The sequence below is a fragment of the Streptomyces sp. Y7 genome (genome assembly GCF_043195415.1).
Classification (GTDB): Bacteria; Actinomycetota; Actinomycetes; order Streptomycetales; family Streptomycetaceae; genus Streptomyces.
This window is the reverse complement of sequence record NZ_JBIDDQ010000039.1, coordinates 18,063-32,669: the sequence shown is the minus strand read 5'-3', so window position 1 is coordinate 32,669 and position 14,607 is coordinate 18,063. Positions and strand designations below refer to the sequence as shown.

The 14,607-nt window shown below is 72.6% G+C and carries 11 protein-coding genes; 4 read left to right on the top strand and 7 right to left on the bottom strand.

From position 1 onward, the window contains the following. Positions 1 to 28 precede the first annotated feature (28 nt). Both ACGFW6_RS42645 and ACGFW6_RS42640 read left to right on the top strand, forming a co-directional pair. Positions 29 to 778, top strand: coding sequence for a molybdopterin-dependent oxidoreductase (locus ACGFW6_RS42645; RefSeq protein WP_393522434.1), 750 nt, complete (start codon positions 29 to 31; stop codon positions 776 to 778). Further along, positions 762 to 1,385: a cytochrome b/b6 domain-containing protein gene (locus ACGFW6_RS42640; protein WP_393522432.1), complete on the top strand. Its 624-nt coding sequence runs from the start codon at positions 762 to 764 to the stop codon at positions 1,383 to 1,385. Before ACGFW6_RS42645 ends, ACGFW6_RS42640 begins: the two co-directional genes overlap by 17 nt. Positions 1,386 to 2,625: 1,240 nt before the next feature. Here the strand turns inward: ACGFW6_RS42640 and ACGFW6_RS42635 are convergent. From ACGFW6_RS42635 to ACGFW6_RS42620, 4 genes are all read right to left on the bottom strand, one after another. Continuing rightward, complete coding sequence (locus tag ACGFW6_RS42635; RefSeq protein WP_393522429.1) at positions 2,626 to 3,651, bottom strand: L-idonate 5-dehydrogenase; 1,026 nt, start codon at positions 3,649 to 3,651, stop codon at positions 2,626 to 2,628. Positions 3,652 to 3,665: 14 nt separating this feature from the next. Then, positions 3,666 to 4,427, bottom strand: a complete 762-nt coding sequence (locus tag ACGFW6_RS42630; RefSeq protein ID WP_393522426.1) for an SDR family oxidoreductase — start codon at positions 4,425 to 4,427, stop codon at positions 3,666 to 3,668. Positions 4,428 to 4,453: 26 nt separating this feature from the next. Further along, positions 4,454 to 5,851, bottom strand: coding sequence for a GntP family permease (locus tag ACGFW6_RS42625; protein ID WP_393522425.1), 1,398 nt, complete (start codon positions 5,849 to 5,851; stop codon positions 4,454 to 4,456). A 102-nt stretch (positions 5,852 to 5,953) separates the two neighbouring features. Further along, a complete protein-coding gene (locus ACGFW6_RS42620; RefSeq protein ID WP_393522422.1) occupies positions 5,954 to 6,472 on the bottom strand; it encodes a gluconokinase in 519 nt (172 codons plus the stop codon). A gap of 137 nt (positions 6,473 to 6,609) precedes the next feature. On the opposite strand from ACGFW6_RS42620, the gene ACGFW6_RS42615 reads away from it, so the two are divergent. Then, positions 6,610 to 7,311, top strand: coding sequence for a FadR/GntR family transcriptional regulator (locus tag ACGFW6_RS42615; RefSeq protein ID WP_393522419.1), 702 nt, complete (start codon positions 6,610 to 6,612; stop codon positions 7,309 to 7,311). 2 nt (positions 7,312 to 7,313) lie between these two features. On the opposite strand, the gene ACGFW6_RS42610 is transcribed toward ACGFW6_RS42615, so the two are convergent. The 3 genes from ACGFW6_RS42610 to ACGFW6_RS42600 form a co-directional block, all read right to left on the bottom strand. Next, complete coding sequence (locus tag ACGFW6_RS42610; RefSeq protein WP_393522416.1) at positions 7,314 to 7,703, bottom strand: YchJ family protein; 390 nt, start codon at positions 7,701 to 7,703, stop codon at positions 7,314 to 7,316. A 2-nt stretch (positions 7,704 to 7,705) separates the two neighbouring features. Continuing rightward, positions 7,706 to 9,049: a M1 family metallopeptidase gene (locus tag ACGFW6_RS42605; RefSeq protein ID WP_393522413.1), complete on the bottom strand. Its 1,344-nt coding sequence runs from the start codon at positions 9,047 to 9,049 to the stop codon at positions 7,706 to 7,708. 77 nt (positions 9,050 to 9,126) lie between these two features. Beyond that, positions 9,127 to 12,981, bottom strand: coding sequence for a Pls/PosA family non-ribosomal peptide synthetase (locus ACGFW6_RS42600; RefSeq protein ID WP_393522411.1), 3,855 nt, complete (start codon positions 12,979 to 12,981; stop codon positions 9,127 to 9,129). Positions 12,982 to 13,331: 350 nt separating this feature from the next. On the opposite strand from ACGFW6_RS42600, the gene ACGFW6_RS42595 reads away from it, so the two are divergent. Then, positions 13,332 to 14,597, top strand: a complete 1,266-nt coding sequence (locus tag ACGFW6_RS42595) for a hypothetical protein (RefSeq protein WP_393522409.1) — start codon at positions 13,332 to 13,334, stop codon at positions 14,595 to 14,597. Positions 14,598 to 14,607: the final 10 nt, after the last annotated feature.

Below are 14,607 nucleotides of genomic sequence, written 5' to 3'. Positions count from 1 at the left end.
CCGGGGTCGCGGGTGTTCGAATGAAGGGGTGAACCCCGAACAGCCCGCGCCGCGGGACGAGGAACCGGGCGAGGGGAAGGGCCGGCCGATCGGCCGCCGTGTCCTGCTCGGCACCCTCGGCCTGGGCGCCCTCGGCGTCGTCACCGCGCCCACCCTCCAGCGGGGCCTGGAGTCCTTCCTCGCGGGCGCCTCCGACAAGGACCCCACCGGCCTGACGGACCTGCTGCCCAACGGCGGCGGCTTCCGCTACTACTCGGTGACCTCCTCCGTACCCCGCAAGAGCGAGACGACCTACCGCCTCAAGATCGACGGCCTGGTCGACCGCCCCCGGACCTACACCCTGGCCGACCTGCGCGCCCTGCCGCAGACCCGGATGGTGCGCGACGTCCAGTGCGTCACCGGCTGGCGGGTCCCCGGCACGCCCTTCGAGGGGGTGCGCCTGTCCCGGCTGCTGGACGCCGCCGGAGTGCGCGAGGGAGCCGGCGCGGTGCGCTTCACCTGCTTCGACGGCGCCTACAGCGAGAGCCTCACCCTCGACCAGGCCCGCCGCGCGGACGTCCTGGTGGCCCTGCGCATGCAGGACAAGGACCTCGGCCACGCCCACGGCGGACCGGCCCGCCTCTACGTCGCCCCCATGTACTTCTACAAGTCGGCCAAGTGGCTCTCCGGCATCACGGTCACCGAGGACGTGGAGCCGGGCTACTGGGAGGAACGGGGCTACGACGTCGACGCCTGGGTCGGCCGCTCGAACGGACGCGACGATGAGCCTACGACTTGACGCCCCCGGCGCGGCCACCGGCGTCCGGCGCTTCGGCAGGGCCACACGCTGGGTGCACCGTACGACGGCCGTGCTGATGGGCGTGTGCGTGGTCACGGCCGCCTGCCTCTACATCCCGCAGCTCGCCGAACTCGTCGGCCGCCGTGAGCTGGTGGTCCGCATCCACGAGTGGGCCGGCCTCGCCCTGCCGGTGCCCGTCCTGGCCGGGCTCGCCTCCCGGCTGTTCCGAGCCGACCTGGGCTTCCTCAACCGCTTCGGCCCGCACGACCGGCTCTGGCTGCGGGCCGCCGTTCGGCGCGACAAGCGGCGGTCCGCACGTCCGGCGGGCAAGTTCAACGCCGGGCAGAAGATCTACGCGGCCTGGATCGCCGGCGCCACGCTCGTGATGCTCGGCACCGGCCTCATCATGTGGTTCACCCATCTCACGCCCCTGCAGTGGCGCACCAGCGCGACGTTCGTCCATGACTGGCTGGCTCTCACGATCGGGATCGTGCTCGCCGGTCACATCGGGATGGCGCTGGGGGATCCGGAAGCCCGGCGGGGCATGCGGACGGGGAGGGTGAGCCGGGAGTGGGCCGAGCGGGAGCACCGGCTGTGGCGACCGTGACATGCCCTCCGCGAGAGGGCCGTGCCGGGGCGTCCGGCGTCTGCGGGTTCGTCGTGGCCGGTCGCGCAGTTCCCCGCGCCTCTTGGGGCGTGGATGAACCGTCGGTCGCTTCGCCGGGCAGGGCGACCGTGAAGGCCGTCGGCAGTCGGACCTCGGTGCCGCCGTACCGCACTGCCACGTCCACCGGGCCCGGCGCCAGTTCCGGTACGACCACCGACAGCAGCCCCTGACCGCTCAGCAGCGGCACCTCCTGACCCCCGATGCTCACGCCCCCACCGTGCGGCAGTTCGACCGGGTCGAAGTACAGGTCCGCCAGCTCGATGCCGATCGTCTCACCCGGGATCGCCGTTCCGTCTCCGCCCGTGTCCACTCCCGTGATCCGCAAGGCGCAGGCGGGAGTGGCGCCTGGCTCCGGCTTCAGCCGCACATGGGCTCCGGGGTGCCGCCGGTGGAAGTCGAGCAGGGCGCCGAGCACGGCGTACGCGGCCCGCCCCTTGCACGAGTCGCCGCCCGACGACGCGGCATGATCCCGGACCGCCTGCGCCCAGTCGCCGCCCTCGCCCTGCACGGCGAGACAGGCGGTGGCCAGGCCCCGCAGCAGTGTCCGGTCGCCGTCGGCGGTGAGCCGGGGGGTCACGTCGAGGGCGGCCAGGCAGTCGGCGGGGTCGCCCATCAGGTCGTACACGCTCGCCGGGTCGGGGATGCCGTCGGCGTCCGGCGAGCCGGGGCCTGGCGGCAGCCAGTGCGGGACTTCGAGGACCCTGCGGCTCACGGAAGGGCCGGGGGAGGGGCTCGCGGGTTCGCTCGGCGTGCGGCGGACCGGGGGAGGGGCGGGCGTGCCCGTGGACGCGGGTGCGCCGATGTGCCCGTCGGGTCGTTGTCCGGGCGGGGCCGAGGAGTTGCCGGCCGGCTCGGTCGGGGGCTGCCGGGCACCGGCCGTGGGCCCGGCGGTGACGACGGTGCCCCCGCCGCCCCTGCCGTCCGCCGTGCCGTCCCCGTCACCGGTGAACGCCGCGGCGGCCACCGCCACCGCTCCTACGACCAGCAGCCCCGAGATGCGCATCCCGAGGGAAACCGCCATGACGCCCCCCGAAGTCCTCGCCCGCGAAAGCCGCCACCGCTTCCGAGGGTCCCCTCATCATCGGGCTCGCGGCGCTCCCGGGGAAGCGGCTTCAGCCGATCGTCGGGGCGAGTTCGGGCCCGCGAGGATCACGGACCGGGGAAACGGAAGCCGGGCCGTTCAGCCCCCGAAGTCCAGCAGCACCTTGCACGACCGGCTCCGGTCGGCCGCCAGCGCGAACGCCTCCGCGGCCTCCCGCACCGGCACCACCGCGCTGACCAGCCCGTCGAACGAGCCCTCGGCGGCCAGCAGTTCCAGCGCGGCGTCGAACTCCGTGTCGAAGCGGAACGCCCCGCGCAGCTCGATCTCCCGGCTCACCACCAGATTGCCCGCAAACGGAGCGTTGCCCGGCGGCAGCATCCCCAGCTGCACCACGACACCGCCGCGCCGCACCAGCCGCAGACACGTGTCCAGCCCGGCCGCCACCCCGGACGCCTCGATCGCCACGTCCACCTCGCGGGGCCACCCGGCATCGCCGGGATCGTCGGCCCGTACGACGGTGTCGGCTCCGGCGGCTCGGGCGTACTCCAGTGCCACCGGCAGCAGGTCCGTCACCGTCACGCTCCCGGCGCCGGCCGCCTTCGCCGCCGCGACCACGAGACATCCGATGGGACCGGCACCGGTGACCAGGACATGCCTGCCGGCCACCTCGCCGGCCCGGCGTACGGCGTGCAGCGCCACCGACAGCGGCTCGGCGAGCGCCGCTCGGCGCAGACCGAGCCCGGTCGGCAGCGGCCGCACCTGGTCGGCGGGGACGACGACCCGGGCCGCGAATCCGCCCTGTACGTGCGGGAAGCGCGCCGCGCTGCCGAGGTAGCGGGTGTCCCGGCAGACGTTGCGCCGGCCGTCCGCGCACTCCGGACAGCGGTCGCAGGGCGTGGCCGGGTGGACGGCGACGGCCGTGCCGGCGAGAGGGCCCGACGCCCCGTCGCCGTACCCGACGACCGTCCCGACGACCTCGTGCCCGAGCAGCATCGGCTCCCTGAGCCGGAAGTCGCCGACCCCGCCGTGCCGCCAGTAGTGCAGGTCGGAGCCGCAGACCCCGCCGTACCGCACGGCCACCAGCGCCTGTCCGGGACCGGGGACCGGCTCCGGCAGTTCCTCGACCCGCAGATCGCCCTGACCGTGGATCACACAACCGAGCATCCCTCGGGCCTCCTTCACAGCACGCTGGTCATGCCGCCGTCGACGTACAGCACCTGGCCGCTGACGAAGTCCGCGGCGGGGGAGGCGAGGAACAGCACCCCGCCGACCAGGTCCCCGGTGCGTCCCCAGCGTCCGGCCGGGGTGCGGCGGCGCACCCAGGCGCTGAACTCCTCGTCCTCGACGAGGGGCCGGGTCAGCTCGGTCTCGATGTAGCCGGGGCCCAGGCCGTTGACCTGGACGCCGTAGGGGCCCCAGTCGGCGCACATGCCCTTGGTGAGCATCTTCAGCGCGCCCTTGGTGGCCGCGTAGGGCGCGATGCCGGGGCGGACCACCTCGCTCTGCAGGGAGCAGATGTTCACGATCTTTCCGTGGCCGCGTTCCGTCATCCGCCGGGCCGCTTCCCTGCCCACGAGGAACGCGCTGGTGAGATTGGTGTCCAGGATGCGGTGCCAGTCCGCGTCCCCGAACTCCAGCAGGGGCGCGCGCAGTTGCATCCCCGCGTTGTTGACCAGGATGTCGAGCGGGCCCACCCGCTCCTCGACGTCCGCGATCCCGGCGGCCACCGACGGGCCGTCGGTCACGTCGAACGCGGCCGTGTGCACGTCGCCGGGGAGTTCCCCGGCGGCCTCGGCGAGCCGCTGCGCGTCGCGTCCGTTGAGGACCACCGTGCAGCCGGCCTCGGCCAGACCGCGGGCGAGCGCGAGGCCGATGCCCCGGCTGGAGCCGGTGACCAGGGCCGTGCGGCCGCTGATGTCGAAGAGGGGGTGAGCCGTCATCTCGTGTCCCTGTCTCAGCCGTACCGCTAGATGACCAGTGAGAGCAGCAGGACCAGACCGCCGGCGACCACCGAGATGATCGTCTCCATGACGGACCAGGTCTTGACGGTCTGTCCGACGCTGAGCCCGAAGTACTCCTTCACCAGCCAGAAGCCGGCGTCGTTGACATGGCTGAAGAACAGCGAGCCGGCGCCGATGGCGAGGACCAGGAGGGCCGCGTGGGTCGTCGACATGTCGGCCGCGAGCGGGGCGACCAGACCGGCCGCGGAGACCGTGGCCACGGTCGCCGAACCGGTCGCGAGCCGGATCGCCACCGCGATCAGCCAGGCCAGCAGCAGCGCGGGGATCGACCAGTCCTCGGAGATGTCCAGGACCATCTGGCCGACGCCCGTGTCGATCAGCGTCTGCTTGAAGCCGCCGCCGGCGCCCACGATCAGCAGGATGCCCGCGATGGGGGCGAGGCTCTTCTCGACCAGCGGCGAGATCCGCTCCTTGCTGAAGCCCGCGGGCCTGAGCAGGGTGAAGATGCCGACGAGCACGGAGGCCAGCAGCGCGATCAGCGGCGAGCCGCTGACGTCGAAGACACGCTGGACGGTGTTCTCCGGGTCGTCGACGACTATGTCGACCAGGGCCTTGGAGAGCATCAGGACGACCGGCAGGAGGATGGTGGTGAGCGTGGCACCGAAGCCGGGCCGCTTCTCCAGGTCCTCCGAGACACGCTGCGGAATCATCCGGTCCGGAGCCGGGACGTCCACCCAGCGGGCCGCGTACCGCGAGAACACCGGTCCCGCGATGATCACCGTCGGAATGGCCACGAGGACGCCGAGCGCCAGCGTCACACCCAGGTTGGCGCCGATCGCGTCGATCGCGACCAGCGGGCCCGGGTGCGGCGGGACCAGGCCGTGCATCACGGACAGACCGGCGAGGGCCGGGATGCCGATGCGCATCAGCGAGTAGTTGCCGCGCTTGGCGACCATCAGGACGACCGGGATCAGCAGCACGACGCCGACCTCGAAGAACAGCGGCAGGCCGATCACCGAGGCGATCAGCACCATCGCCCAGGGCATCGACCGACCGCTCGCCCTGGCGAGGATGGTGTCGACGATCTGGTCGGCGCCGCCGGAGTCGGCGAGCATCTTGCCGAGGATCGCGCCGAGCGCGATCAGCACGCCCACGCCGGCCACGGTGGTGCCGAGACCGGTGGTGAAGCTGGCGATGACCTTGTCGAGCGGCGCCCCGGCGATCGCGCCGAGCACCAGCGAGCCGAGGGTCAGCGACAGGAACGCGTGGAGCTTGAACTTGGTGATGAGCAGGACGATGACGGCGATGCCCGTCAGGACGGCGATGCCCAGCTGAGCGTGGCCGGCCGAGGTGATGGGCTCGACGGTGTCCGCTGCCAGCATCTCGACGCTGAGTCTGGTCACGGGGGTTCCCTTGCAGATACGGGGGTTGGGGGAGGGGGTACTGCCGTGGGGGGTGTCCGGCGGCTGCCGGGGGTGGAGCGGGGGTGGTGCGGGGGGTGCGGGTTACGCGGCCGACCCGGGAATCCCGCTCAGCGCTTCGACGGCCCGTGCGGTGATCTCCTCGGGGCTGCCGGTGACATCCACCGCGACCCCGGCCTCGTCGGCCTGGAGCGGCTGGAGCGTGGCGAACTGCGAGTCCAGCAGCGCGGTCGGCATGAAGTGCCCCTGCCGGTGCGCCATCCGGTCCTCGATGAGGGCCCGGTCGCCGCTGAGGTGCACGAACACGACTCCGGGCGCCTCGGCCCGCAGCCGGTCGCGGTACGACCGCTTCAGCGCCGAGCAGCTGACCACCCCGCCGAGCCCGGCCCGTTCGTGCGCCCAGGTGCCGATGGCGTCGAGCCAGGGCCACCTGTCGTCGTCGTCGAGCGGGACACCGGCCGACATCTTGGCGATGTTGGCCTGCGGGTGGAAGTCGTCGCCCTCGGCGTAGGGGACGCCGAGCCGGGCCGCGAGCAGGGGACCGATGGTGGTCTTCCCGGTGCCCGCGACGCCCATGACCACGACGACATGGGGGGTACTCATCGCTGCCTCACTGTCTGCTGTCCTCGTCGACACGTGATGTCGACGCAACTGAAACCCATTAGGTACGACGAATTCAAGAGTGTGTGACATATAAGTCTGACTTTTTGAGATCGTGATCCAACCCGTACGCTGAGTGCATGACCACTCCGGGCCGGGGTCTGCACGGCCATGTACTGGAAACACTCGGCCCCGCGATCACCGCCGGCGAGTACCCGCCGGGCAGCGTCCTGCGCACCGACGAACTGGCGCAGCGCTTCGATGTGTCCCGCTCGGTGATGCGCGAGGCGGTCCGCGTCCTGGAGTCCATGCACCTGGTCGAGTCCCGCCGCCGCGTCGGTGTGACGGTCCGCCAGAAGTCCGAGTGGAACGTCTACGACCCCCAGGTCATCCGCTGGCGCCTGGCCGGCGCCGACCGCCCCCAGCAGCTGCGCTCACTCACGGTCCTGCGCTCGGCGATCGAACCGATCGCCGCCGGCCTCGCCGCCAAGCACGCCACCGCCGAGCAGTGCGCCGAACTGACCGAGTGCGCCCTCGGCATGGTCGCCCACTCCCGGGGCCACCAGCTGGAGGGCTACCTGATCCACGACGTCGCCTTCCACCGCGTCGTCCTCAACGCCTCCGGCAACGAGATGTTCGCGCGCCTGGGCGACGTCGTCGCCGAGGTCCTCACCGGCCGCACCCAGCACGAGATCATGTTCGAGGACCCCGACCCCGCGGCGGTCACCCTGCACGTCCAGGTCGCCGAGGCCATCCGCGCCGGCGACGCGACACGGGCGGAACACCTGACCCGCGAGATCACGGTCGGGGCGCTCCAGGAGCTGGACATCCTGGCGCCGTAGACCTACTGGTCCGGGAACTCCCCGTCCACGTACACCCAGGCCCCGTCCACCCGCTCGAACCGGCTGCGCTCGTGCAGCGAGCCACCGCGGTAGGAGGCCCTGAAGGTCACCGTGCCCGTGGTGTGGAACGCCGACCCGTCCGCCGTGTCCAGGATCTCCAGCCCCGTCCACCGCATCCCCGGATCCAGGTCCAGCCGCGCGGGCCGCGTGCGCGGATGCCAGGTACGCAGCAGATACGCCGTATCGCCCTTGACGAACGCGCTGTAGCGGGACCGCATCAGCGCCTCGGCGGTCGGCGCCGCGGCACCGCCCACGGCGTGGAAGCGCCCGCAGCACGCGTCGTAGGACGCGGGCAGCCCGCACGGGCAGGAGCGTGACGTCGCGCGTGCCACGGTCACCCCGCCGCCCGTGTCGCGGCCCCGGGCAGCGGCGGCAGCGCCGCCCCGTGCACCCACGCCTGCAGCAGCTCGTCGACCGGCTCGCTCGCGAAGCGGGCCACGTGCGAGGTGAACGCCGCCGTGGTCACCGTCCCGCCCCGGTGCTGCTGACCCCAGCCGCGCAGCATGCGGAAGAAGGCGATGTCGCCCAGCGCGCAGCGCACCGCGTGCAGGGTCAGCCCGCCGCGCTCGTAGAGCCGGTCGTCGAACATCGCCTTGCGGCCCGGGTCGGCGAGGCGCAGATCCTGCGGCATCGACGACAGCAACCGGTGCGCGGTGGCCGCGAGTTGCTGCGCGGTACGCCCGCCCGAGCGCTCCGACCACAGCCACTCGGCGTACTTCGCCAGCCCCTCGTTCAGCCAGATGTGCCGCCAGTCCGCGATGGACACGCTGTTGCCGAACCACTGGTGCGCCAGCTCGTGCGCCACCAGCCGCTCCGAACCCCGCGCGCCGTCCACATGGTTGGCGCCGAACAGCGACAACCCCTGGGCCTCGACGGGCACGTCGAGTTCCTCCTCGGTCACCACGACCGCGTACTCGTCGAACGGGTACGGCCCGAACAGCTCCTGGAAGACGTCCATCATCTGCGGCTGGCGCGCGAAGTCCCGCGAGAATTCCGCCAGCAGATGCGCCGGGATGTGCCCGTGCTGCGGCACCCCGCCCAGCCCCGGGTCGCCCAGCAGCACCGTCTGGTACTTCCCGATCGACAGCCCGACGAGATAGCTGGAGGTCGGCGCGGCCTGCTCGTAGACCCAGGTGGTCGTGCTCGCCTTGGTCGTCCGGGTCAGCAGCCGCCCGCCCGCCACCACCGCGTAGGCCGACGGCGTGGTGATCGAGATCTGGTACGACGCCTTGTCGGCCGGCCGGTCGTTGCACGGGTACCACGAAGGCGCCCCGATCGGCTGGCTCGCCACCAGCGCCCCGTCCTCCAGCTCCTCCCAACCGACACCGCCCCACGGGCTGTTCACCGGCTTGGGATTGCCCGACCAGTGCACCTCGACCGTGAAGGCGGCGCCGGCCCGGATCGGCTTCGCGGGACGCACACGCACCCTGCCGCCGCGGTGCGAGTAGTGCGGCTGGCGCCCGTCCACCCGGATCCGCCCGATCTTGAAGTCGGCGAGGTTCAGTACGAACTCGGCCAGCGGGGAGCGCCCCGCTATCGCGTTGATCCGGGCCGTGCCCGACAGCCGGTTCGGGCCCGGCCGGTAGTCCAGCGCCAGCTCGTACCGGTGCACCCGGTAGCGGGGGTCGCCGTGCTCCGGGAAGTACGGGTCCGCGCCCGCCGCCTGCTGAACTGCCACTGCTGTCTGTGCTCCCTGCGCCTTGCCGATGCCACTCCGTGCCGGTCCACCGCTCTCCGGCCCGGGGTGGACCGTGCTCAGGGACGCCATGCTTCGATCGGGTTGCCCAGCCAACGGGTGTCGTCAGGGACGGACTCCGCGGCCATGACGAGCGACGCGGGACCCAGCGTCGTACGGGCCCCGATCGCGCTGCCGGGCAGAACGATTCCGCCAGGGCCCAGCGTCGCGCCCTCACGGAGGACCACAGTATCCGTCCGCAAGATCCGGTCGTGGAAGAGGTGTGTCTGGAGCACACAGCCCCGGTTCACGGTCGCGGCGTCCTCCAGGGTCACCAGATCCGTCTCCGGCAGCCAGTAGCTGTCCACCCACACGCCCCTGCCGATCCGCGCGCCGAGTCCTCGCAGCCACGCCGTCATCACCGGCGTACCCGGAACCGAGCCCGCCAACCACGGCACGGCCAGCACCTCGACGAAGGTGTCGGCCAGCTCGTTGCGCCACACGAAGGACGACCACAGCGGGTGCTCCCCGCTGCGGTGCCGCCCCACGAGCAGCCACTTCGCGACGATCGACACCAGTCCGGCGGCGGCACCCGCCGCGAGCAGCACCAGCCCCGACAGCAGCGGCGCCCAGACCCCCAGCGCACACAGCGCGGCGACCGTCAGCACCGCGACGCCCGCCGAGCAGAACACCGGCACGATCCGGCAGAGCTCCACCAGAGCGCGCGCCCACAGCAGCCGGGCCGGCGGCTCGTAGGTCCGGCTCTGGTCGCCGTCGGACGCGGCCCGCGGCAGCTTGACCGGCGGCAGCCCCAGATACGACGTGCCCTTCTTCGCCTTCTTCGGCGTCGCCGACAGCACACCGACCAGCCCGCCGTCCGGCACGGTCCGCCCGGGCCCGGTCATCCCCGAGTTGCCGAGAAAGGCCCGCCGCCCGATCTCCGCGCGCCCGATCCGCATCCAGCCGCCACCGAGCTCGTACGGCGCGGTCAGTGTGTCGTCGGCCAGGAACGCGCCCTCGCCGACCGTCGTCAGGCTCGGCAGCGCGAGCACCGTGGACACCTCCGCGCCCCGCCCGATGCGCATCCCGAGCAGCCGCAGCCACACCGGCGTGGCCAGCCCGGCGTACAGCGGGAACAGGGTGTCGCGGGCGCGGTCCATCAGCTGCGTGACGGTCCAGGCCTGCCAGCCGACCCTGCTGTGCGTGGGATGCGTGCCCTCGCGCAGACCGAGGCTCAGCAGCCGTACGGAGATCAGGATCAGCAGTGCGTACGCCGCCCCGAAGGTCAGCGTCGCCGGTACGAGGGCGAGCGCGGCGCCCGCCAGGGGCGACGCGGGCGTGAAGAACTCCCGGCCCACGAGGAACGCGGCCGCCCCGGCCAGCACCGGAAGCGCGCTGAGCGCGAAGCCGGTGATGCCGTACATCACCCGCCAGTACGTGCCGCGCCGCGGCCGGTCCTTGGGCCAGTTGCGCTTGGCCTTGCCGAGCTTGACCGCGGGCGCGCCCGCCCAGCGCTGTCCGGTCGGGATCTGTCCGGTGACCGCCGAGCCGGGCGCCACCTCGGCGCGCTTGCCCACGCGGGCGCCCGGGAAGAGCATGCTGCGGGTGCCGACGACGGCGTGCGCGCCGACCTTGACCGTGCCGATCTCCAGCCGGTCCCCGTCCAGCCAGTACCCGGACAGGTCCACCTCGGACTCGACCGCCGCACCGCGCCCCAGCTTCAGCAGCCCGGTGACCGGCGGCAGCGAGTGCAGGTCCGCCTCGGGCCCGACCTTGGCGCCCAGCGCCCGCGCGTACCGCTCCAGCCAGGCGCCGGTCAGCGAGGTCGCCCCGCTGAACTCGGCCAGCCGCTCGGCCGTCCACAGCCGCAGATGCACGCTGCCGCCGCGCGGGTACCGGCCCGGCTTCACGTCCTTGAGCAGCAGCCGCGCCCCGCCGGCCGCCAGCGCCAGCCGTCCGGGCGGGCTGAACAGCGCCAGGGCCCCGGCCGCGAGCAGCCACCAGGGCGCCGTCGGCAGCCACCCGTAGGCGGGCAGCAGGTTGCCGAGGGCGGCCAGCACGACCGTCCAGCGCAGGCCGAGCAGCGTGAACAGCGGAACGAGCAGCAGGAGCTGGATCAGCTGGGCGCGCCGGGGCACCGGAGCGATGATCCGCTCCGCGCCGTCGTCGTGCGCCGACTCCTCCAGGTGCCGGGCCAGCTTGCGCAGCACCGGCTGCTGGTAGATGTCCAGGACGGCCGCGCTCGGATAGCGGGTGCGCAGCCGTGTCGTGAGCTGTGCGGCGGCCAGACTCCCGCCACCGATCGCGAAGAAGTCGTCGCGGGCGCCGGTGACCGGGATGCCGAGCACCTCGGTCCACTGCTCGGCCAGCCATGCCTCGGTGCCGTAGAGATGCTCCGCCGGGCCGGAGGACTCCAGTCCCTCCAGCGGCCACGGCAGCGCGGCCCGGTCCACCTTGCCCGAGGTCCGGGTCGGCAGGTCGTCCACCGGCGCCAGCAGCGGCACCAGCGCGGCCGGCAGCTCCGCCCGCAGCTTCTCCACCGCCGTCGCCTGGTCCCAGCCGTCCTGGGTGACGACGTATCCGACGAGGAGCTGGTTGCCGCTGCGCGCGGTCCGCACGGCGGCGGCCGCACCGGCGACACCGGGCAGCGCCTGGAGCGCGGCATCCACCTCACCGAGCTCGATCCGCCGCCCACCGAGCTTGATCTGCTCGTCGGCCCGCCCGAGGAAGACCAGCCCCTCCGGCTCCGCCTTGACCAGGTCACCACTGCGGTACGCCCGCTCCCAGCCGAGCGACTGAAGCGGGGCGTACTTCTCCGCGTCCTTCTCGGCGTCGAGATACCGGGCGAGACCGACGCCGCCGATCACCAGCTGCCCGCTGGCGCCCATCGCCACGGGCTCACCGGCCTCGTCCACGACGGCCAGCTCCCAGCCGTTCAGCGGCAGCCCGATCCGGATCGGCTCCTCGCCGCTCATCAGCGCCGCACAGGCCACCACGGTCGCCTCGGTGGGCCCGTAGGTGTTCCAGACCTCACGGCCCTCGGTCACCAGCCGCTGCGCCAGCTCCGGCGGGCAGGCCTCACCGCCGAAGATCAGCAGACGGACGTCGTTGAGGGTCTCCGGCTCCCAGAGCGCGGCGAGCGTCGGCACGGTCGACACGACCGTGATCTCCTGCTCCACCAGCCACGGCCCGAGATCGGCACCGCTCCTGACCTGCGCACGCGGCACCGGCACCAGACAGGCGCCGTACCGCCAGGCCAGCCACATCTCCTCGCAGGACGCGTCGAACGCGACCGAGAGCCCCGCCATGACCCGGTCGCCGGGGGCGATGGGCTCCTCGGTGAGGAACAGCGCGGCCTCGGCGTCCACGAACGCGGCGGCGCTGCGATGCGAGACGGCGACGCCCTTGGGCTTCCCGGTGGAGCCGGAGGTGAAGATGATCCAGGCGTCGTGCTCGACGCCCGGGCGCGCGGCGGGGACGTCGCTGCGGGAGTGCACGGTCAGCTCGTGTCCGGCGCCCACGACGGCCCGTACGTCCGCCTCCCCGAACACCAGCTCGGCCCGCTCGTCCGGGTCCTCGGCGTCCACGGGGACATAGGCGGCACCGGCCGCGAGGACCGCGAGGATCGCCACGTACAGGTCGTTGGTGCCGGACGGAACCCGTACGCCCACCCGGTCCCCGAGCCCCACGCCGGCCTCGGCGAGCGCGCGCCGCAGCCGCTCCACCTCGACGGCCAGCGCCCGGTAGGTCAGGCTGGTCGTGCCGTCGTCCAGCGCCGGCTCGTCCGGGTAGGACCGCACCGACGCGTCGAAGACGTCGACGAGCGTGCGCGGGGAGGCCGCGAGGCCCCCGGAGAAACGGGCGGTGTCGCCGAACTTCTCGCGGAGCTCATCGTCGAGCAGGCCGAGAGCATCGCTCTCGTGTATCGCTGCCATCCGGTCCTCGCGTCTCGATCCCGGATGCCTCCGGGGCGCTGGCGGGCCCGCAGGTTTGCCTGGGGTTGTCCGGCTCCAGCTCCGTAACAAGCCGGAAATTTTAGTACGACGCTAGGTTCGCGGCCGGGCAACGGCCACTCGGGGCACCCGTACGGGGCCTGCCCGGGACCCGGGGCACCCCTGCTGACCTGGTGATCTTCAACCGAAGGAGACTTCGCCCACACAGTCCGTGACCATCAGGTCGACCCAGCGTCCGGATGGCCCATCACGGGATGCCGGAACCCTCGTGTTGGGCGGGAATGGACACGAGCCGCGGCGGGTCGCGGCCGGTGTCCCATCCCGGAGGGCGGATGTCGAACCCACCACAGGGAGGTCGCGCGGGCAAGATCGTGCGGAGCACGGCCTCGGCGGTGCTGATCGTCCTCGCGTGCGTCCTCGTCCCCGTCACCGTGATCACGGTGTGGGTGCACGACATCGCGCTCGACACCGACCGCTACGTCAAGACGATGAAGCCGCTCGCCACCGACCGTGACATCGAGGACGCCGTGCGCCACCGGCTCGTCGACGCGGTGGACGTTCGCGTGAACGGCAAGCAGATCACCACCGACATCTCGAACTGGCTGAAGTCGCAAGGACTGCCGCCCCGCGCGGCCGACGCCGTCAAGGCGCTGGCCCCCCAGGTCGACGAGGCCGCCAACGCGGTGGCGGACCGGGTGGCGAAGCGTTTCGTGGAGAGCGACCGGTTCGAGAAGCTGTGGGTCACGGCGAACCGCACCGCCCACTCCGCCGTGGTGCACGCCCTCACGGGCAAGGGCCGCGGCGCGGTCGGCGTCGAGGAGGGCACCGTGACCCTCGACGTCGGAACCGCCGTGGAACAGGTCAAGAAGGATCTGGTGGACGCCGGTGTGCAACCGGCCTCCAAGATCCCGGCCGTCGAGAAACAGGTGGTGCTGTTCAAGTCCGACGAACTCGACCAGTTCCAGGACGCCGCGCACGCGCTGGACCTGGCCGGCTACTGGATGCCGGTGATCACCGTGGTGCTCGGGGCCGCGGGCGTCCTGCTGGCCCGCCGGCGCCGCCGCGCGCTGGCCAAGGCGGCCCTCGGCGCGGCCTTCGGCTGTCTCGTCGTGGCCATCGCCCTCGTCGTCGCCCGCCGCTACTACCTGGACCACCTGCCGCCGACCATCCTGTCCGAGCCGGCGGCGGCCTCGGTCTTCGACACCCTTCTGCGCTTCTTGAAGGTCACCCTGCGGACCGTGATCGTGCTCGGTGTGGTCGTCGCCCTCGGCGCCTACCTCGTCGGTCCGGGCCGGCTCCCGCGCGCGGTGCGGGGCTGGAGCGAGCGGGCCGCAGACACCACCGCCCGCTGGGCGGAGTCGCACGGTGTCACCACGGGACGGGCCGGGACCTGGACCCAGGACAACCGCAAGTGGCTCACCGTGGGTGTCCTGCTGCTGATCACGCTGGTGTTCGCGCTGTGGAACAACCCCACGGTCTGGACGGTCGTGATCCTGGTGATCATCCTGCTCGCGGCGCTCGCGATCATCGCCCTGCTCGCGGCCGACGGCCGCACACGCGCCCAGGGAACCCCGGAAAAGCAAGAAACCCCTGGTTGACAGGGGTTTC

Bases quoted from the DNA above. Each gene is read 5' to 3' on its own strand.
- ACGFW6_RS42640 (WP_393522432.1), top strand. From the start codon at position 762: ATGAGCCTACGACTTGACGCCCCCGGCGCGGCCACCGGCGTCCGGCGC.
- ACGFW6_RS42635 (WP_393522429.1), bottom strand. From the start codon at position 3,651: ATGCTCGGTTGTGTGATCCACGGTCAGGGCGATCTGCGGGTCGAGGAA.
- ACGFW6_RS42630 (WP_393522426.1), bottom strand. From the start codon at position 4,427: ATGACGGCTCACCCCCTCTTCGACATCAGCGGCCGCACGGCCCTGGTC.
- ACGFW6_RS42620 (WP_393522422.1), bottom strand. From the start codon at position 6,472: ATGAGTACCCCCCATGTCGTCGTGGTCATGGGCGTCGCGGGCACCGGG.
- ACGFW6_RS42615 (WP_393522419.1), top strand. From the start codon at position 6,610: ATGACCACTCCGGGCCGGGGTCTGCACGGCCATGTACTGGAAACACTC.
- ACGFW6_RS42600 (WP_393522411.1), bottom strand. From the start codon at position 12,981: ATGGCAGCGATACACGAGAGCGATGCTCTCGGCCTGCTCGACGATGAG.
- ACGFW6_RS42595 (WP_393522409.1), top strand. From the start codon at position 13,332: ATGTCGAACCCACCACAGGGAGGTCGCGCGGGCAAGATCGTGCGGAGC.